General features: G+C 42.9%; 24 protein-coding genes. All 24 read left to right on the forward strand.

Translation table 11 applies throughout. The features are described from left to right. The first annotated feature begins 30 nt into the window (after nt 1-30). Nucleotides 31-1,431, forward strand: coding sequence for an ATP-dependent protease ATPase subunit HslU (hslU, locus tag MKX60_RS15565; RefSeq protein WP_076299246.1), 1,401 nt, complete (start codon nt 31-33; stop codon nt 1,429-1,431). 378 nt (nt 1,432-1,809) lie between these two features. Next, nucleotides 1,810-2,217, forward strand: a complete 408-nt coding sequence (gene flgB, locus MKX60_RS15570) for a flagellar basal body rod protein FlgB (protein ID WP_076299245.1) — start codon at nt 1,810-1,812, stop codon at nt 2,215-2,217. A gap of 6 nt (nt 2,218-2,223) precedes the next feature. Then, nucleotides 2,224-2,673 (forward strand): flagellar basal body rod protein FlgC, encoded by a 450-nt coding sequence (flgC, locus tag MKX60_RS15575; protein WP_076285414.1) that lies wholly within the window; start codon nt 2,224-2,226, stop codon nt 2,671-2,673. Nucleotides 2,674-2,765: 92 nt separating this feature from the next. Next, nucleotides 2,766-3,077, forward strand: coding sequence for a flagellar hook-basal body complex protein FliE (gene fliE, locus MKX60_RS15580; RefSeq protein ID WP_042189451.1), 312 nt, complete (start codon nt 2,766-2,768; stop codon nt 3,075-3,077). Between the two features lie 35 nt (nt 3,078-3,112). After that, entirely contained in the window at nt 3,113-4,699 is a 1,587-nt protein-coding gene (fliF, locus tag MKX60_RS15585; protein ID WP_076299244.1) for a flagellar basal-body MS-ring/collar protein FliF, read from the forward strand. 4 nt (nt 4,700-4,703) lie between these two features. Then, complete coding sequence (gene fliG / locus MKX60_RS15590) at nt 4,704-5,720, forward strand: flagellar motor switch protein FliG (RefSeq protein WP_042128934.1); 1,017 nt, start codon at nt 4,704-4,706, stop codon at nt 5,718-5,720. After that, nucleotides 5,713-6,561, forward strand: coding sequence for a FliH/SctL family protein (locus MKX60_RS15595; RefSeq protein ID WP_042189449.1), 849 nt, complete (start codon nt 5,713-5,715; stop codon nt 6,559-6,561). The genes fliG and MKX60_RS15595 overlap by 8 nt, the downstream gene beginning before the upstream one ends. Further along, a complete protein-coding gene (fliI, locus tag MKX60_RS15600; protein WP_042128931.1) occupies nt 6,542-7,867 on the forward strand; it encodes a flagellar protein export ATPase FliI in 1,326 nt (441 codons plus the stop codon). Before MKX60_RS15595 ends, fliI begins: the two co-directional genes overlap by 20 nt. A gap of 9 nt (nt 7,868-7,876) precedes the next feature. Further along, nucleotides 7,877-8,320, forward strand: a complete 444-nt coding sequence (gene fliJ, locus MKX60_RS15605) for a flagellar export protein FliJ (RefSeq protein WP_339242131.1) — start codon at nt 7,877-7,879, stop codon at nt 8,318-8,320. A gap of 18 nt (nt 8,321-8,338) precedes the next feature. After that, entirely contained in the window at nt 8,339-9,280 is a 942-nt protein-coding gene (locus MKX60_RS15610; protein ID WP_341060239.1) for a MotE family protein, read from the forward strand. A 25-nt stretch (nt 9,281-9,305) separates the two neighbouring features. Beyond that, a complete protein-coding gene (locus MKX60_RS15615) occupies nt 9,306-10,781 on the forward strand; it encodes a flagellar hook-length control protein FliK (RefSeq protein WP_341060240.1) in 1,476 nt (491 codons plus the stop codon). A 32-nt stretch (nt 10,782-10,813) separates the two neighbouring features. Beyond that, nucleotides 10,814-11,311, forward strand: coding sequence for a flagellar hook capping FlgD N-terminal domain-containing protein (locus MKX60_RS15620; RefSeq protein ID WP_076285418.1), 498 nt, complete (start codon nt 10,814-10,816; stop codon nt 11,309-11,311). Further along, nucleotides 11,308-11,694: a TIGR02530 family flagellar biosynthesis protein gene (locus MKX60_RS15625; RefSeq protein WP_341060241.1), complete on the forward strand. Its 387-nt coding sequence runs from the start codon at nt 11,308-11,310 to the stop codon at nt 11,692-11,694. The genes MKX60_RS15620 and MKX60_RS15625 overlap by 4 nt, the downstream gene beginning before the upstream one ends. Before the next feature lie 103 nt (nt 11,695-11,797). After that, nucleotides 11,798-12,616: a flagellar basal body rod protein FlgG gene (gene flgG, locus MKX60_RS15630; RefSeq protein WP_076285419.1), complete on the forward strand. Its 819-nt coding sequence runs from the start codon at nt 11,798-11,800 to the stop codon at nt 12,614-12,616. Nucleotides 12,617-12,705: 89 nt separating this feature from the next. Further along, a complete protein-coding gene (locus tag MKX60_RS15635; RefSeq protein ID WP_042128923.1) occupies nt 12,706-12,930 on the forward strand; it encodes a flagellar FlbD family protein in 225 nt (74 codons plus the stop codon). Further along, on the forward strand, nt 12,927-13,394 hold the full coding sequence (locus tag MKX60_RS15640; protein WP_042189445.1) for a flagellar basal body-associated FliL family protein: 468 nt from the start codon (nt 12,927-12,929) through the stop codon (nt 13,392-13,394). The genes MKX60_RS15635 and MKX60_RS15640 overlap by 4 nt, the downstream gene beginning before the upstream one ends. 39 nt (nt 13,395-13,433) lie before the next feature. Continuing rightward, nucleotides 13,434-14,432 carry a flagellar motor switch protein FliM gene (gene fliM, locus MKX60_RS15645; protein ID WP_076285420.1) on the forward strand — a complete coding sequence of 333 codons (999 nt, stop codon included), beginning with the start codon at nt 13,434-13,436 and terminating at the stop codon, nt 14,430-14,432. Further along, nucleotides 14,422-15,723 carry a flagellar motor switch phosphatase FliY gene (fliY, locus tag MKX60_RS15650; RefSeq protein ID WP_042189443.1) on the forward strand — a complete coding sequence of 434 codons (1,302 nt, stop codon included), beginning with the start codon at nt 14,422-14,424 and terminating at the stop codon, nt 15,721-15,723. The genes fliM and fliY overlap by 11 nt, the downstream gene beginning before the upstream one ends. Nucleotides 15,724-15,749: 26 nt before the next feature. Next, complete coding sequence (locus MKX60_RS15655; RefSeq protein WP_036688523.1) at nt 15,750-16,115, forward strand: response regulator; 366 nt, start codon at nt 15,750-15,752, stop codon at nt 16,113-16,115. Nucleotides 16,116-16,124: 9 nt separating this feature from the next. Beyond that, complete coding sequence (locus tag MKX60_RS15660) at nt 16,125-16,652, forward strand: flagellar biosynthetic protein FliO (protein ID WP_042189442.1); 528 nt, start codon at nt 16,125-16,127, stop codon at nt 16,650-16,652. Next, the gene (fliP, locus tag MKX60_RS15665) at nt 16,649-17,413 is read left to right on the forward strand and encodes a flagellar type III secretion system pore protein FliP (RefSeq protein ID WP_042189441.1); all 765 of its coding nucleotides are present in this window, start codon (nt 16,649-16,651) and stop codon (nt 17,411-17,413) included. The genes MKX60_RS15660 and fliP overlap by 4 nt, the downstream gene beginning before the upstream one ends. Nucleotides 17,414-17,434: 21 nt before the next feature. Further along, entirely contained in the window at nt 17,435-17,704 is a 270-nt protein-coding gene (gene fliQ, locus MKX60_RS15670) for a flagellar biosynthesis protein FliQ (protein ID WP_036688516.1), read from the forward strand. A gap of 9 nt (nt 17,705-17,713) precedes the next feature. Beyond that, nucleotides 17,714-18,499, forward strand: coding sequence for a flagellar biosynthetic protein FliR (fliR, locus tag MKX60_RS15675; RefSeq protein ID WP_042194135.1), 786 nt, complete (start codon nt 17,714-17,716; stop codon nt 18,497-18,499). A 22-nt stretch (nt 18,500-18,521) separates the two neighbouring features. Continuing rightward, nucleotides 18,522-19,616: a flagellar biosynthesis protein FlhB gene (gene flhB / locus MKX60_RS15680; RefSeq protein WP_042189439.1), complete on the forward strand. Its 1,095-nt coding sequence runs from the start codon at nt 18,522-18,524 to the stop codon at nt 19,614-19,616. Nucleotides 19,617-19,619 lie beyond the last annotated feature (3 nt).

Below are 19,619 nucleotides of genomic sequence, written 5' to 3' on the forward strand. Positions count from 1 at the left end.
CAGTGCCATAGAGACAAGGAGGAATTCACGATGGTGAATCAATCGCTAACACCCCGTCAAATCGTAGCTGAATTGGATAAATATATTGTAGGTCAGAAACAAGCTAAGAAATCGGTAGCTGTTGCCCTTCGTAATCGTTATCGGCGCAGTCTGCTGGCTGAGGAACTGCGTGATGAAGTTGTTCCTAAGAACATCTTGATGATCGGACCTACTGGTGTAGGGAAAACTGAGATTGCTCGGCGTCTAGCTAAGCTCGTTAATGCTCCGTTCATCAAAGTGGAGGCAACCAAATTCACTGAGGTGGGTTATGTAGGGCGAGATGTGGAGTCTATGGTGCGTGATTTAGTTGAGACCTCTATTCGTATGGTGAAGCTAGAGCGTACGGAAAAGGTGAAGGATCGTGCAGAAGAACTGGCTAATGAGCGGATTGTCTCTATTTTAGTGCCTTCGTCTTCAAAAAATAAATCTCAGAAGAATCCTTTTGAGATGATTTTTGGCGGGAACTCTTCACAAGAGGATTCTAAAGAAGATTCCGAACCAGATGGAAGCTTAAGCGAACGCCGTCGCGGGGTTAGATTTAAGCTGCTAGCTGGTCAATTGGAAGAAGATATCATTGAAATAGATGTTGAGGATACAGCGCCATCTATGCTGGATATGTTTGCAGGGCAAGGGAACGACCAGATGGGGATGAATATGCAAGAAATGTTTGGCAGCTTGCTTCCGAAGCGGACGAAGAAGCGCAAGCTTCCTATCCGTGAGGCTCGTAAAGTGCTAATTCAGGATGAAGCAACCAAACTGATTGATATGGATGATGTCATTCAGGAATCTGTGACACGCGCTGAACAATCGGGTATTATTTTTATCGATGAGATTGATAAGGTTGCAAGTCAAGGTAAGGGTTCGGGCCCTGATGTATCACGTGAAGGTGTGCAAAGAGATATCCTTCCAATTGTAGAGGGTTCTACAATCATGACAAAATACGGTCCTGTGAAGACGGACTACGTGCTCTTCATGGCTGCCGGGGCTTTTCATGTTGCTAAACCTTCTGATCTGATTCCAGAGCTTCAGGGGCGTTTTCCGATTCGCGTAGAACTAAGCAGTCTGACACTGGAGGATTTTGTTTCCATCTTAACAGAGCCAGAGAACGCTTTGACGAAACAATATGTTAATTTGTTAAAAACCGAGGACATTGAAGTGGAGTTCCAGAAAGATGCTATTTATGAAATTGCCAAAATAGCTGCTTCAGTGAATCAAAATATGGAGAACATAGGTGCTCGGCGTCTTCATACGATTTTGGAGAAGTTATTGGAGGATCTTTCTTTTGAAGCACCTGAGCTGACGCTGGACACTATGGTTATTACACCAGAGTATGTGCGTGAGAAATTGGCAAGTATTGCACAGGATCGTGATCTAAGTCAGTATATTCTTTAATGCGACAAATTCTATTCTTTTGGATTTGGGCATATTGAATTAGAAAATTACAATTTAGTGTCATTAATAGGTAAAAAAATGTAAAAAGATGCAATTAAAAAGATAATTTTGAGTTAAAAAAGGAATAAAATAGCAATAAAGTGCTAAAAGCCCTGTCTTTTCTAAAAAGATAGGGCTTATTTCTTATTGTAATAATATACAAATTAAATGAAAATCAATGTATGTGAAAATACTAATAAGTTATACTTTGCGACAAGGTTCGACGTAGAAACTGATAAATAGAGGACTTTTATACTTTATTTGTCGAAATCAAGCAGGTTTTTTAAGGAAAGTTGTGGAATTCATTTCATTATGATAGCTTTGAAAGGAGGAATTATCTTGGGATTGCTGAATAGTGTCAGTTTTCAACGATTGCAGGGAGGCATTGATGCTGCCTACAAACGACAAAATGTTCTAGCGAATAATGTGGCTAACGAAGATACGCCAAATTTCAAACGTTCTGATGTTTCATTCGAAAGTTTCCTTCAGCAACAAGAAAGTGGAATAAAACCTACACTTAACGCGAAGGTAACGGACTCCCGACATTTTCAATTTGGTAGTAATAGAATTGTACCAGCAGCTGTCGTTAGTACGGATGAAACTACCTCGATGAATAATAACGACAACAATGTGGATGTAGAACGAGAAATGGCGTTAAGTGCTGAGAACCAACTCAGGTATAGTTCTTATGTCGAGCAGATCAACAGTCAAATTTCGATGATGCGAGCTGTAATTCAAGGAGGATAAGATTGCATGAACTTTGGGAGTAGTTTTGGGATAAGTGCATCAGCATTAACAGCTCAACGATTGCGGATGGACGTGATTTCCTCCAACGTGGCCAATGCGGAAACTACAAGGGCATCGGTGGTTGATGGCAAAGCTGTTCCTTACCGTCGAAAGCTTGTTGTTATGGAAGCTACCGAAAGCAGTAAGTTCTCGAATATACTAAATTCGAAATTAAACGGTAGTAGTAGTGAAGGTGTAAAGGTGCAGTCCATTATAGAAGATACTTCACCGTTAAAGCCAGTTTACAACCCGAGCCATCCTGATGCGGATGCCGAAGGTTATGTCTATATGCCAAACGTAGATATTACTAAAGAAATGGTAGATATGTTATCTGCATCACGTTCTTATGAAGCCAATGTCACGATGCTGAATGCATCTAAAGCTATGGTAAGTAAAGCACTCGAAATTGGGCGCTAAACGTAATTAACACAAGGAACGCTTCCACAGTGAGTTTTGTACGAAGTGAATCTAGGAAGCATATGCTTACAAAACTTTTAGGAGGGAAACAGTTGATACAGAATATCACTAATGGGGTTCAAGCTGTACAGCAGCTTGCCATGAAACCAACATCTACCGAAGTTTCATCCACTCCTGCTAATGCCATGGAGAGCTTTGGTTCTTATCTTGAGAATGCACTCACTAAAGTAGCAGATCAGGAACAACAAGCAAAGGATATGAGTAATAAATTTGTATTGGGAGAAGTGAACATAGACGAGGTGATGATTTCTTCCCAACAGGCTTTACTGAGTTTGCAGTTGACTACACAAGTCCGGAACAAAGTGATAGAAGCCTATCAAGAAATTATGAGAACTCAAATTTAATTAATTCCTAGCTTAGTTCCGGATGGGGTGACACTGTGAATGAAAGATTTGCCCAATATCGGGAGAAGGTGACCCTGTATTGGAACAGATTTAGTGGTAAACAGAAGATTTTATTCTTTTCTACATTGTTTATCATTCTAATAATAATCGTAGTATTAACCATGCAGCTTTCAAAGACAGAATATGAAGTAGCGTTTCAAGATTTGGACAGCACAGATTCAGCTGGAGTAATGAACTACTTGGATACAGCAGGTGTTTCATACCGATTAAGCCAAGATGGAAAGAGCATCTCCGTGCCAAGCACAGAAGCGGCTCGAATAAAGGTGGATATCGGTTCTCAGGGGATTGTTCAGGGGGGCTCTATCGGTTATAAGGTCTTTAATGAAAATTCGTCAATGATAGGGACGACAGATAGTGAGTTTAATGTGAAGTATAATAATGCATTAAACGGTGAAGTAGAACAGTTAATGAGACGTATGCAAGGAATTAAGGATGCTAAAGTGCTGATTAATCTGCCTAAAGAAACAGTTTTTGCTTCCCAGGCTGACCAAGAGCAAGCATCTGCATCCGTTGTGCTTTCATTTAATCCGGGATTCAGACCCACTCAAGATAATATTGATGGGTACTTTAACCTTGTAAAGACGGCTGTTCCAAATCTACCAATCGATAACATTACGATTGCTAATAATGAAGTCGAGTTAATGCCTACGGCCAAAGGTGGACAAGCTGGAGTTTCCAGCCAAGTCGAAGAGAACTTCGCTCTTCAGAAGAAATTCGAAGAAGAAGTAAAGAAAGATGTGAAACAATTCCTTAGCACTCTTACGGGTCCAGATAAAGTTGATGTTCTTGTATTTTCGAAGCTGAACTTTGACAAGGAAAACCGGAAGGAGAATCTCGTAACCCCTGTGGATACAGAGAACATGAAGGGGATTGAGATCAGTTCACAAATCATTAGTAATTCGTATTCGGGTCAAGGAAATACAACTGGCGGAGTGGCAGGCACTGGTTCACAAGATGTAGCGGGCTATCCTTCACAAGCCGGTACGGATACTTCTACTTCGGAAGAATCTTCTGAAACGAGGAACTTTGAAGTAAACCGAATTACAAAGGATGTTATCGCAAGTCCCTTTACTGTTAAAGATTTAACCATAAATGTTGCAGTTGAACCACCTACAGGACAAAATACTTTGGACGCTGCTACATCAGCAGCAATTCAAAATATTTTGGTAAATATTGTTCGTGCTTCGCTCGCAGATTCAGGTACTACATATACAGACGCTGATTTAACCAAAAAGGTTTCGGTGTATTCTCAACAATTTGGCGGAACCGCTGCTAATACAACACCAGGTGGTCTTGCCACATGGATGTTATGGGCTATCGGAGCAGCTGCATTGCTGGTTGGAGCAGGTGGAGGATATCTAATCTATCGGAGTCGTAAGAAGACTGTGGAAGAGGAAGATGAAGACATTCCATTGCAGGTTCCTACCGAATTTCCATCTATTAATTTGGAAAGTGTGACGAATGACAGTCAAGTTCGTAAGCAATTGGAAAGTTTGGCTAAGAAAAAGCCAGACGAATTCGTAAATCTGCTGCGTACATGGCTTGCAGACGAACAGAGGTGAACTAATGGCAAAGGCTAGTCAGCAGGGGCTTAGTGGCCGTCAAAAGGCCGCGATCCTGCTTATCACACTAGGGCCCGAGGTATCGGCGCAAATATTCAAACATTTAAGAGACGAGGAGATTGAACAATTAACTCTTGAAATTGCCAATGTCCGTAAAGTGGACAGCAGTGAAAAAGAGTCGATCATGTCTGAGTTCCATCAGATATGCCTCGCCCAGGAATATATATCACAAGGCGGTATTAACTACGCCAAAGAGATTCTGGAGAAAGCACTTGGTTCCGCAAAAGCAATGGAGGTCATTAACCGTTTGACTGCGACTTTGCAAGTAAGACCTTTCGATTTTGCACGCAAGGCTGATCCAAACCAGATTTTGAACTTTATTCAGAATGAGAATGTCCAGACTATCGCACTTGTATTGTCTTATCTGCAATTCGAACAAGCCGCAGCTATTCTCTCCTCATTACCTCAAGAGAAGCAGGCGGAGGTGGCTAGAAGAATTGCTGTAATGGACAGCACCTCTCCGGAGGTCATTACACAAATTGAACGAGTGCTGGAGCAGAAGCTTTCTGCTACAGTAACTCAGGATTATACAAATGCTGGCGGTATCGAATCAATCGTACAAATCTTGAATGGTGTTGACCGTGGGACAGAGCGTACAATTCTGGATTCTCTCGAAATTCAAGATCCAGAGCTCGCCGAGGAAATCAAGAAGCGGATGTTCGTATTCGAGGATATTGTCAATGTGGATAACCGTTCGATTCAGCGTATTATTCGTGATATTGATAATGCGGACCTGCAGCTTGCCCTTAAGGTTGCAAGCGAAGAAGTACGAGATGTTATTTTCCGGAATATGTCCAAACGTATGGCAGAGACATTCCGAGAAGAAATGGAGTACATGGGTCCTGTGCGGTTGCGTGATGTAGAAGAAGCGCAAACGCGTATTGTAGGTACGATCCGCAGACTCGAAGAGTCTGGAGAAATTATCATCGCTCGTGGCGGAGGAGATGACATCATTGTCTAAGCTGATTAAGCATTCTCAGTATGTTCCAGTTGATGTACTGAAAAGATTGGAGCAGGCCCGGCACTATGCGGGCCTAACTGAGGAGCCCGTTCCAGAGGAGACTGTAAGCGAGACTCACTATCATGATCCCGCTCGTGAAGAGGCTGAAGTGGCACGTAAGCAAATGCTTAAAGACGCCCAAGAATTTGCTGAAGAGCAAGTACGGAATGCCTCTCTTGAAGCGGAACAGATTGTTGAATCCTCAAAAGCGGAGGCTGAAGAGTGGTGGAAAGAGCGGCGTGAGCAGGATGAACATTTGGTTGAGGCCGTCAAAGCCGAGGCTTATCAGCTAGGGTATCAAGAAGGTGTTTCTCAAGCTGAGCAAGAGATGAAGCTCAAAATTGCAGCGATGATGGATGAAGCGCGTGCTGTTTTAACTGAAGCCTATAAGGCAAGGGATGTCATTATTCAGGAAGCTGAACCTTTCTTGGTTGAGCTAAGCTGTGATATTGCGGAGAAAATTGTGGACAGACAGTTAACGGTTGAGCCGCAGTTTGCAATGGATTTGATTCGGAAGAATCTAGCTCGTAAACGTGAGCAGGGGCTGATCTCACTGTGTGTATCACCTGCGCAGTTTGCTTTCGTAAACGCAGCAAGGGAAGAATTGTCATTAGCGGTTGACTCGCAGGCTGAACTACAGATCTTGCCTGACTCGACTGTGAAAGATCAAGGTTGTGTAATCCGCTCCTCCTTTGGCAGCATAGATGCCCGAATTGATACTCAGCTTGCAGAAATCAAGAAAGAGCTGGTTAGAATCGCGCTGGACACCGATGAGCAGAGAAATGGGGAAGAAGATGCTTGATAGTAACCGTTATAAGGAGCAACTTCGTAATCTCGATCCGGTGAGGATCAATGGGAAAGTGACGCAGGTTATCGGTCTTATGGTTGAATCGGAAGGACCTGATGCTAGCATTGGTGATGTGTGCTATATCTATCCTTCTAAAGGAAATAAGCCGCTGCAAGCTGAAGTCGTTGGTTTCCGTGACAACAAGGTGCTATTAATGCCACTTGGAGAACTGCAGGCCATTGGACCTGGTTGTGATGTAGTGGGAACAGGCAAGCCGCTTAGTGTTCAGGTGGGTTCAGAATTGCTGGGTAAGGTACTGGATGGTCTAGGGCAACCGCTTGATGGTTCCCTGATCCCAGCTCGAATGCCACATAGTTCGACCTTTAACATTCCGTCCAATCCACTCAATAGACCACGAGTGCAAGAACCTATTAGCATCGGCGTAAGAGCGATAGATGGTTTGCTAACAATTGGTAAAGGTCAGCGGGTGGGGATTTTCGCTGGTTCAGGGGTCGGCAAAAGTACGCTCATGGGAATGATTGCACGTAATACATCAGCAGATGTTAATGTTATCGCTCTGATTGGGGAACGTGGCAGGGAAGTACTGGATTTCATCGAACGCGATTTGGGACCTGAGGGTTTGCAGAGGTCAGTCGTTATTGTCGCTACATCTGATCAGCCTGCATTAATTCGAATTAAGGGAGCACTTATTGCTACTACGATTGCTGAGTATTTTCGGGATCGTGGACTTAATGTGATGCTGATGATGGATTCGGTCACTCGTTATGCTATGGCTCAACGTGAAGTTGGACTTGCAGTCGGAGAACCACCAGCTATGAGAGGTTACACACCATCTGTATTTGCAAGCTTACCTAAACTACTAGAACGCGCCGGAACTGGTCCTACAGGCTCTATCACAGCTTTTTACACTGTATTGGTTGATGGTGATGACATGAATGAGCCGATCGCTGATGCAGTGAGAGGAATACTCGATGGACATATCGTCCTTAACCGAAGTATTGCGAACAAAGGACATTTTCCAGCAATAGATGTGCTTTCCAGCATTAGTCGTGTAATGAAGGATATTGCGCCAGAAGAACAGATCGCCGCTGCAGAGAATGTTAAGCGACTAATGGCCGTGTACAAGGATTCAGAGGATTTAATTAATATCGGAGCGTATCAGAGAGGTTCCAATGCTCAAATCGATGAGTCGATGGAGTATATAGACAGTATATGGGAATTCACCAAACAAAGAGTGAATGAAAAAGTTACGCTGGCTGAAGTTCAACAGTCTTTAATTTCACACTTCTCGAGGAGTTGATTCAGTATCATGAGATTTCATTATACTTTTCAAAAAGTCGTTGACTTGAAGGGCAATGAGAAGACACAGGCAGAATGGATGCTCTCAAGCGCGCTTGGAGAATTGCAGGCACAAGAAAGAAGCCTGGATGAACTCACCTTTCAGCGGAGCGCTATTATGTTATCTTTACAAAATGCCGCAGAACAAAAGGCACCTATGGCGAAGATTCGTGAAATGCAAGAATATGTAGAATACCTGGATATATGCATTGCCCGTAAACATACGGACGTTAGGAGTGCACATCAGGAAGTCTTGAAGAAACAAGATCAGTTAAGCACAAAGGTATTAGATGAAAAAGTATGGTTAAAGGCAAAAGATAAGGCTGAGACACAGTTTCAGCAAAGTATGATTTTACGGGAACAAAACGAACTGGATGAGATGGCAACCGTCCGCTTCGCGATGAAATCCCTCTAACCCGGGAGGTTTCCGCTAGTGGCTAATATTGATAATGACATGGAACTTGAAAATGAAGGGTCAGCGGGGAAATTTGAGCGGTTCTTATTTCTAATGATACCGATTATCTTCACGCTAGTACTGCTTGGAGTACTGTTGACGCTTTTTAATATGGACATTCGTAATAACGTGCTTGAAGTTGCGAATAAAATTCCGATTCTGGAAAAATGGGTTCCTGATCCGCCAACAGATCCTTCTAAACCGAAGGAAGAAAGCAAAAAGCAGGAAGTGAGCTCAAACTCAACGATTAAGGAGCTCAAAGCTCAGCTTGCCCAGCAGGCAGATGAATTGATGAAGGTCACAGATGAAAAAACAGCCCAGGATACCAAGGTTCAGGCGCTAGAGTCGCAAATTGAAGGAATGAAGACGGAAGCTGCTGCAGCTGCTGAAATAAACAGTGAGGAAACAGAAGACCCTTATCAGAAGCAGGTTACTGATCTGGCGAAGCTGTACGCGGGCATGAAAGCTTCCAAAGCTGCACCGATTATGGAGAATTTGACTACAGAAGAGATGGTGCAGATATTCAGCGTAATGAATAAAGCGAGTAAAACTGCGATTCTGGAAAAAATGGATCCTCAAAAAGCGGCAGATGTGACGATTAAGTTGAAAGAAACTACCTCTTCGGGTGATATGGCAATTGCTGCTCTTCAATCTAGATTGAAAAAAGAAGCTGGCACTACTCAAACAACTAAAACCAGTACAAATCTGGATAAGGAAAAGTTGAACCAAACCTTTAGTTCAATGACGCCTGCCAATGCAGCTTCTCTACTAGGAGAAATGTATAAGATTAGCCCTGATAAAGTAGTAACGATTATGAATACCGTAAGTGATAGTGTTCGTTCTTCGATTTTGGGGGAAATGACTAAAAATGATAGTGCGCAAACCGCGAAGATTGTTAACCGTTTGATGGGTGCTAAATAAATATTGAAAGGAGGTGAAAAATAATATGAGTTTAGTGGTTCAATCGCTTGTGAGCGCAAATGCTACAGCTGCAAGTGGTAGCTCATCGACTTCTACTGGCACAACAGCTGCTGTACCTTTCGCGCAGACTTTAGTGCAAACTATGGGAGGAAACACAGCTAACACCACATCGGTACCTACTGATCCGCTTCTGGGAAATCTAGCCTCTTTATTGCAAGGTCTTTTAAAGGAAGTGCAGACAACTGGAGAAGATCAAGGGGGACAAGATTCGGAGAATTCTGATCTTATCGAGAAGCTAACTGCTGATGTTGAAAATCTAGATGAAAGCATCAATAGCGATCCTGCTGTGCTGGTAGCTTTGCAAGCTTGGCTTCTTCAGGTATCAGCACTTCTATCGGGAAGTCAAGCGACTGAGGGTGATGCTACATCTGATACGGAGTCGGCAGGAAGCTTGTCGCCGTTAGCTCAGCATGCGGATACGCTGCGATTTGCTGTTCAAGATGATTTGCAAAGTTTAGTTACTATGATTCAGGAAGCTGCTGTCAGTGGGAACGAAGAAGCTGCTAGTAAAGGAATAAGCCTGTTAAATAATTTTACAGCTATACTAGAACAGTCCTCCGCTAACACTATTAAGGGTAAGGGAAAGAGCTCCAGTTTAAATGAAAATTCTGGTGTATCTGTACAACAACCTATAGTGACTGAAAGCAAAGGTAATACGACGGACAAGACCATTCAAAACCTTAGTAACCGTGCTGGGGAAGCAGCTGCAATTAAGAATGAAGCAGTCCTAACTTCGCCTGTGACCTCAGGAACTGTTCAAGATCCTGAAGCAGAGCTTACCGCTCCATTGATTAAAAGCAGTGCAACTGGAGAAACAAAGCAGGCAGAATCAGCTCAAGATTCCACATCAGGAACTACTATCATAGAAGGAGATCATGAGGTTGTAACTGCTGGTCAACTAGCTCTTAGGGGAGGAATTACTGCTCCGTTGAAGGCTGAGGTTCCAGTAGCTCCTGTACCCGTTCATCAGTTTGCACAGGAAATGACCGGTTTTATTACAGGTAAATTGGAGATTGTGCAAAAAGGCGGAGTAGCTGAGGCTACGATATCACTCTTTCCAGAAAATCTCGGACAAGTAGATGTTAAGATTACTATGCAAAACGGCCATCTGGTTGCACAGTTTATGACTGAACATTCCGGAGCTAAGGATATGTTGGAACAGCAGATGAACCAGCTTCGAGCGGCATTGCAGTCTCAAGGCCTCCAAGTAGAAAAATTGGAAGTCACACAAAATAATACCCCCCTCAATTCAGGGTGGGGTCAAGAAGGACGCCAACCTGGTTCTGGAAGTGGTCAGCAGGGAAGACGCTCCAAAGAAAGTCGTGAGGAAGCTAATGATGCCATTCTTGCCGCAGAGCTAAATGGTGAATGGAAAGATTGGGTTTCAAACGCAGGGCAAGAAGATGATAATCAAGGGAACTCCTTCTCTGCCAAAGCTTAAACTTATCACAAGTGAAAGAGAGGTGAACGGTTATGACGACAACAACAACTCCTCCTGTTTCTACCAAAGACCAGTGGAATTATACAACTCCTGAATCTACTAAAACGACAGGGAATTCTGTATTGGGTAAGGATCAGTTTTTGAAGATATTGATCACCCAGCTGCAGAATCAAGATCCGATGCAGCCGATGCAAGATAAAGAATTTATTGCTCAAATGGCACAGTTTACATCTGTTGAGCAGCTGATGAATATCTCTACACAGCTTACATCAATGAATCAGTCTCTTGGCTCAGTATCCGGCTTGATTGGTAAAGATATCACATGGACGGATACCGCCACAAATCTACCTAAGACAGGGAACGTTGAATCAATCGTTGTCAGCAAGGGGATTCAATATGCGGTTGTGGGGAAAGACAGAATTGCTTTAACCGATATTACACAAATTCAGAATCCCGCAACAACAGAGAATGGTTCTGGTACAGATAGTAATACTCCGGAGAATAACGGAGGAAGCGAGGCGACAATATGAGTGACAGGCTGACCATAGGCCAACTGTATCCTGCGTCGTCCCTACATTCCTCAACGTTACAGCGATCTTCGATACCGAAGCAGACTGTGACTGGAGAAGCCACCTTTGAGAGCGTACTGCAACAGAAGCTACTAAAATTCAGCAATCATGCTGCTAAGCGTCTTGAACAAAGAGGAATTGAACTTGGAAGCAGTCAACTGGATCAGATTTCTTCTGCTGTGGATAAAGCTGCTGCCAAAGGCAGTAAAGAATCCTTGATATTAATGAAGGACTTGGCATTTATCGTAAGTGTCCCGAATCGTACGGTTGTAACCGCTATGGATGGGAATTCGATTAAAGATAACGTGTTTACGCAAATTGATAGTGCAATTGTGATTTCATAACCGGCTGGTCCTAACGGAAAGCCGAGGCGGCCGCTGACCGACTGACGCGGTCCCATTCACTTAGTAAGTTATTAGGACTCTATAATCTGGGAGGACAACACAAATGTTAAGATCTATGTATTCAGGGGTTTCAGGGATGAGAGGCTTTCAGACTAAGCTTGATGTAATCGGTAATAACATTGCCAATGTCAATACAATTGGTTTTAAATCAGGACGGGTTATGTTCAAGGACATTATGAGTCAAACTGTTTCTGGTGTAACTGCTCCTAGTGATGATGGTGCAGGTGGTATGAATGCTAAACAAATCGGACTAGGCGTAAGTATCGCTTCTATCGATACACTCCATTTACCCGGTAGTGCTCAAACTACTAATAACCCGACAGATTTACGCATTGACGGAGATGGTTTTTTCCTAGTAAAGCTATCAGAAGATCAAGAAACACCCTTCTTGACTCGTGCAGGAGATTTTCATGTAGATGCTGCACGTAATCTTGTAACTTCTGACGGACTTCATGTGCTAGATTCCGATGGTGGACCCATTCAACTGGGTGATGATGTAACAGCGTTCTCCATTTCCAATGATGGAACGATTGTTCAGACCATGTCGGATGGAACGACTCAAGGCGGAGTGAAGATTGGTGTAGCCAAGGTTACTAATCCATCTGGTTTAGAGAAAATTGGTGGTAATCTGTACCGTATGTCACTTAATGCGAATGCAGAAGGCGAACTTGTTCCGACTACAGCGAATAATACAGAAGATGGCACTGGCGCTATCATTTCTGGTCAACTCGAAATGTCCAATGTGGATCTTACGAATGAATTTACAGAAATGATTGTATCGCAACGTGGATTCCAGGCGAACTCCCGTATCATTACGACTTCTGATGAAGTGCTGCAGGAAGTAGTTAACCTGAAGCGTTAATTTTATTAATAATTTAATATCTTTTTTAAAGATTAACGCGGAGTCGTGGGGGAGGTACCCCTCCCCCTATTTTTGTTAGGAGGCCTGTTATGATATCGGTAACGAGATTAAATGGAACACCGATGTGGATCAATGCCCTACTGGTAGAAATGGTAGAAGAGAGCCCGGATACATATATTACGCTAGTAACCGGAAAAAGACTGATCGTGCTTGAAAAAGCTGATGAAGTTATTACGAAGATCCGGGATTATAACAGGGACATAGGCACATATGCTGCCACCATTAAAGTCCAGTCAATGGAGGAGCTAACATGAAGAAGATGCTGCCATGGTTACTTACGATTTTACTTGCGATTACACTTATCGTGATCGCCGCATTTTTATTAATGGACAAGATCTTTCCGAAAGATTCGAATGATGTAAATGCTGCGGTTCAGAGTGTGGAAACCAAGTATTTAACTGCAGATGAAATCGTCGAATTAACGGCAGAGATCAAAGATATCAAAACAAATCTTGCTGATCCCGATTATATCGTTCAAATAGATTTCGCCTTCCAACTGAATTCTGCGAAATCAAAGGAAGCATTCGAAAAAATAAAAGAGATCAAAATCAAACCGATTATTATCAAAACGCTTGCAGATACCAAACCTGAGGAGCTTAATGGAGCAAATGGCAAAGACCAGCTTAGCAGCAAGCTTGTTAATCTGATCAATAAGACATTGACCGAAGGCAAAATCACTCAGATCGAAGTCACCAAATACCTTTTGGCTTCTATGTAGCTTCAGGCATGATAATTCTTTGATAGGGGGGTGATTGAATTGGTTGATGTACTATCACAAAACGAAATAGATGCTCTACTTGCTGCACTTTCTTCAGGTGAGATGGATGCCGATGAACTTAAAAAGGAAGAAACTCAGAAGAAGATCCGATCTTATGACTTTAAACGGGCTGTTCGATTTTCTAAAGATCATATTCGTAGTCTTACAAGGATTCATGACAATTTCGCACGCTATCTTACAACGTACTTTTCAGCCCAATTACGCACCTTTGTGCAGATTAATGTCGTTCAAGTAGAGCAGCTCCCTTATGATGAATTTATTCGTTCCATTCCGAAAATGACAATACTGAACATTTTTGAAGCCGAACCTTTAGAAGGTCGAATGGTAATGGAAGTTCATCCAAACATCGCTTTCGCTATGCTGGACAGATTGCTGGGCGGTTTTGGGACTGCGCCATCTAAGATTAATGCTTTAACTGAAATCGAAACAACGATTATGGAGCGTATCTTCAGCAGATGTTTTGAGAGTTTGCAGGAGGCTTGGAAGACTGTGCTGGATATCCATCCGCGCATGGAAGCGCTCGAAACGAACCCACAGTTCATGCAAATTGTATCGCCAAATGAGACCATTGCATTGATCTCGTTAAGCACCAAAATTGGAGATACAACAGGTATGATCAATCTGTGCATACCGCACGTCGTTCTGGAACCAATAATGTCTAGACTATCTGTTCACCAATGGTTTGTAACAGAGAAGAAGACGCGGGATGCAGATGAACTTGAAGCTATTAAAGCTAGAGTTCATAAGGCGAAACTGCCGATTGTCGCTGAACTTGGAGAATCGAGCTTATCTATATCTGAGTTTCTTGGGCTTAGCGTCGGTGACGTGATCTCACTAAACAGGAATGTAGATTCTGGACTCTCGATTAAGGTAGGGGACAAGCTTAAGTTCATCGGAAGTCCTGGAATGGTGAAAGACCGGGTAGCCGTGCAAATAGACGAGATTGTCAGTGAAGGAGTTGAAGAATTTGACGAGTAAAGATTATTTATCCCAAGAAGAAATCGACGCCCTTCTGAGACAATCTGCGGAAGGCTCATTGGCTCCTTCAGAGAAAACGGTAAATGACTATTTAACACCGTTTGAACAGGATGCTTTGGGTGAAATCGGTAATATAACGTTTGGTAGTGCAGCGACAGCTCTTTCCACATTACTAGGGAAAAAGGTTGATATTACAACCCCTCAAGTTTCCATCATTACACGCGGGGAATTTGAAGTGGCTTTTCCTAAACCACATGTAGCTGTACACGTGGAATATGTAGATGGATTTCAGGGTATTAACTCACTTGTTATTAAAATTAGGGATGCACAGGTCATCGCAGATTTAATGCTTGGTGGAGAAGGCGAACCTAAAGATGAAGAATTGAATGAAATTCACATTAGTGCTGTGCAGGAAGCAATGAACCAAATGATGGGTTCTTCTGCCACATCAATGTCTACGATCTTCAATCGGTTTGTTAATATTTCGCCTCCGGGTATCGACATTCTGAACATGTCCAGCGGTGAAGGTGTCGGCAGCTTACCCAATGACGAAACCTTAATTCGAATTTCGTTCCGACTTAAGATAGGAGATTTAATAGACTCTACTATTATGCAGCTCTTGCCTGTCCAGTTTGCTAAGGATATGGTGACGATGCTTCTGGGTGATGTAAGCCCTGCAGCGCAGGAGGCTGCAGTTACGTCGACAGAGACTCCAGCTAAGCCAGCTCAAGAGACGCCTCCTGTAGCTCCTCCAGTGCAACAGGCGCCTTCACAGCCCGTAGGAGAAACACCTCCGCCGTACCCGCCGCAGGGGATGCCTGGTTATCCAGGGATGCCAGAAGGCGGATATTATTATCCTCCAGCGGGAATGCCGGCGTATGGCATGCCAGGGATGCCACCCTACGGAATGCCGCCTCAAGGCATGCCTTATGGGCAGACACCACCGCTTAGTCCTGAAGCGAATCGCAATGTAAATGTACAGCCTGTACAATTTGCTAACCTTAACGGTGGAGCTTTTGGTCATATTGATGAAAACAATTTAAATTTATTGATGGACATACCGCTTAGAGTAACCGTAGAATTAGGAAGGACCCAGAAGCAGATTAAAGATATTTTAGAAATGTCTCAAGGCTCGATCATTGAGCTGGACAAGCTCGCCGGTGAGCCTGTAGATATTTTGGTTAACAACAAGCTTATTGCCAAAGGTGAAGTCGTAGTTATCGACGAAAACTTCGGCGTACGCGTTACGGATATCGTCAGCCAGTGGGACCGAATTCAGAAATTACAATAAGCATACTTAGGGAGGATTTTGTAAAAATGGCTAACCGAATTCTAATCGTGGACGATGCAGCATTTATGAGAATGATGATCCGTGACATTTTGTCGAAAAACGGATTTGAAGTAGTGGGCGAAGCTCAGGACGGTTCTCAAGCTATAGAGAAATTTAAAGAACTGCGTCCGGACCTCATCACGATGGATATAACTATGCCTGAGATGGACGGAATCGCCGCCCTGAAAGAAATCAAGAAGGTAGATCCGGCTGCTAAGGTCATCATGTGTTCAGCCATGGGCCAGCAGGCTATGGTTATCGATGCTATTCAAGCAGGAGCAAAAGACTTTATTGTGAAGCCTTTCCAAGCTGACCGAGTTATCGAAGCTATCAACAAAACGTTGGGTGTGTAGGAAAAAGACATGCCCCTCAATTCAGAACCGCTCGGGAGCAATAACACCCTGCTGAATTTGCTTAACGTTATTATTGTCCTTGCGGTAATCATTGTACTTATTGTGCTGCTGATCCGTTTTCTTGGACGTCGTAATCAGACCTTTATGAGCGGGCGCTCCATTCGAACGCTTGGTGCTGTAGGGCTGGGACCTAACAAGTCGATGCAGGTTATTGAACTGGGAAGCAGCCTTTACTTAATCGGGATTGGTGAGAACATATCCATCTTGGATAAAGTCACTGATCCGGATGAGGTGGCTTTGATCATTGCAGCATTTGAGGATCAGTCCTCCAACCAGAATAATTTTCTCGCACCGCTTATTGCCAAGGTTAAGGTTAAGCTGCGTGGGGAGGTTCCATCAGAAGAAATCGAGCTTAGTGAAACATCATCTTTTTACGAGACACTGCAATCCAAGCTTCGTTCTGCACCAGAGCGAAAAGAGAAAATGGAAGAGCTGTTACGGGATGATGTTACTAAGGATGAGTCGAGGAATTTATGAAAAAGAAGCTAATTCTTGCTATTCTGCTGTTCGGGTTCATTAGTATAGTTATGATGCGGCCGATACATGCTGATCCTATACCTAATGTTAATATTCAGGTCGGTAATGAAGATGGTTCAAGCGGTGGTACCAGTTCCATATCAATTCTTCTTCTCGTTACGGTTCTGAGTATTGCTCCGGCGTTTCTAGTTCTTATGACCAGTTTTACTAGAATTGTAATCGTGCTCGGTTTTGTTAGAACCTCACTTGGTACTCAGGCCATGCCTCCGAATCAGGTGCTGGTAGGGCTTGCTCTGTTTCTGACCCTGTTCATTATGTCGCCAACTTTGGCGCAAGTGAATGAAACGGCATTACAGCCGTATATGAAGGGGACGATTACCCAGACTGAGGCTTTTGATAAAGCTGCTGATCCGATGAAAGAATTTATGTTTAAACAGACCAATTCCAAAGACCTTTTGTTATTTATGAAATATACCGGTTATACGGGATCGGCTAAACCGGCTACATACAGTGATATTCCACTGACGGTGATGGTGCCAGCTTTCGCAATTGGAGAATTGAAAAAAGCTTTTACAATGGGCTTCTTAATTTTCATTCCATTTCTGATTATTGATATTGTTGTGGCGAGTACGCTGATGGCCATGGGGATGATGATGCTTCCCCCGGTCATGATTTCATTACCTTTTAAAATTATGCTCTTTGTACTGGTAGACGGCTGGTACTTAGTCATTAAATCACTACTTCTTAGTTTTAACACCTGACCTTAAGAGGAGGCATGAGGATTGAGTACGGAGTTTATTATCGGTCTAGCAAGCCAAGCCGTATATTTAGTGCTGGAAGTCAGCGCTCCCATGCTGATTCTTGGTCTGGTGGTAGGGCTAATAATCAGTATCTTTCAAGCTACGACACAGATTCAGGAACAGACGCTAGCGTTTGTTCCAAAAATCGTCGCAGTACTGCTGGCTTTATTGCTATTTGGACCGTGGATCATCACGAAGCTAATTGACTTTACTAGCCAAATTCTAGGCAATCTCTATATGTATATTGGTTAACCAATGAACATGGATACCTTATTGCAAAGTTTACCCGTCTTTTTGCTTATTTTTTGTCGAATTACAGCCTTTTTTGTTGTCGTTCCTGTATTTTCTTCTCAAGGGGTACCGACAACTTTTAAGATTGGCATATCTTTTTTTGTAGCATTGGTAGTCTTTAGTGCTAATGGAACAGGGATTACGATTCCGCAGGATTTTAGTTATATTTTGCTGATTATGAGAGAAGTATTAATAGGTTTATTGCTAGGTTTCATTGGATATTTGATGTTTATGGCGATTCAGACAGCAGGTTCTTTCATTGATATTCAGATTGGCTTCGGTATTGCCAACGTCATTGATCCTATGACAGGAACGTCAGCACCTATTCTCGGTAATTTCAAATATATGATAGCCCTGCTAATGTTTTTGAGTATGAATGGACATCACCATTTACTAGATGCCATTGTGTACAGCTATAAATGGATTCCTATGAATAATGATTTATTTCTACGCATGGTTGATGGTAGTTTGTCAGAGTTTCTGGTCCGAACATTTGCGCAGTCGTTTGTATTAGCTTTTCAAATGTCGGCTCCATTAGTAACTGCACTGTTTCTGACCGATGTTGGTCTTGCTTTTTTAGCGAGAACGGCTCCGCAATATAATGTATTCGTTATAGGGGTTCCTCTAAAAATCATCATAGGTATTGCACTTCTTTTAGTGCTGATGCCAGGTCTGGCTGTGTTGTTTCAGAATCTCTTCGAAATCATGTTCGAATCCATGGAGAATTTACTGGGTCTCATGGGGAAGAAGCCGTAGGTGACCGTAAGGGGAGAGTATTATGCCTAAGACGAAGCGTTATAGACTAGATCTTCAACTCTTCGCCGGTGAAAAGACGGAAAAAGCAACCCCGAAGAAACGGCAGGATGCTCGTAAAAAAGGCCAAGTAGCCAAAAGTGCTGAGCTGTCTGGTGCGGTTGTATTGCTAGCTGCGGTAGTTAGCTTGATGATGTTTGGTGGTTTTATGAAAGAGCGTTTTATGAAGCTATACACGGACGTATTTCAGAATCGAATGATGCTGGACGTTACGCCTGAGAATATAACGCTGCTATTTAATCAGTATGGCTTGCAAATCTTGATTTTGCTAGCGCCATTACTTGGAATTACGTTTGTTATGGCACTTGTTTCCAACTTGGCGCAGGTGGGCTTTATGGCTACAGGAGAGGGGATTACTCCTAAGTTCAGTAAGATTAATCCGATAAAAGGATTCAAAAATATTTTCTCTATGCGTTCGTTTGTAGAATTCCTGAAATCAATATTTAAGCTTCTAATTATTTCTTATCTGGTATATAGCACATTATGGGGAGAAAAGAAGAACTTTGCATCCCTGTCGCATATCAGTGCGGAGGGAATTTTTAAGTTTGCGGCCAAGCTGACGATGAGTCTTGGTTTGAAAATAGGGGTTGCCCTGCTAATTATGGCTTTTCTAGATTTTATGTATCAGAAGTACGAGCACGAAAAAAGCCTGAAAATGTCTAAGCAGGATATCAAGGATGAATACAAAAAAATGGAGGGTGACCCTCTAATTAAAGGTAAGATCAGGGAACGCCAACGCAGAATGGCCATGCAGCGTATGATGCAGGAAGTTCCTAACGCGGATGTAATTATTACAAATCCAACTCACTTTGCTGTTGCGCTAAAATATGATGGTTCCAAAATGGAGGCGCCACAGATTATTGCAAAAGGGCAGGATTATGTAGCACTTCGTATACGGGAGCTGGCTAAAGAACATGGCGTCGTGACTATGGAAAACAAACCGCTGGCACGGGCATTATTCCAAAGAGCAGAAATTGGAGATGTCGTTCCAAATGATCTGTTTCAGGCTGTAGCTGAAGTGCTGGCATATGTATATAAACTTAAAGGTAAGAGGAAATAAGGC

This window comes from Paenibacillus sp. FSL R5-0914 (genome assembly GCF_038004525.1).
Classification (GTDB): domain Bacteria; phylum Bacillota; class Bacilli; order Paenibacillales; family Paenibacillaceae; genus Paenibacillus_AQ.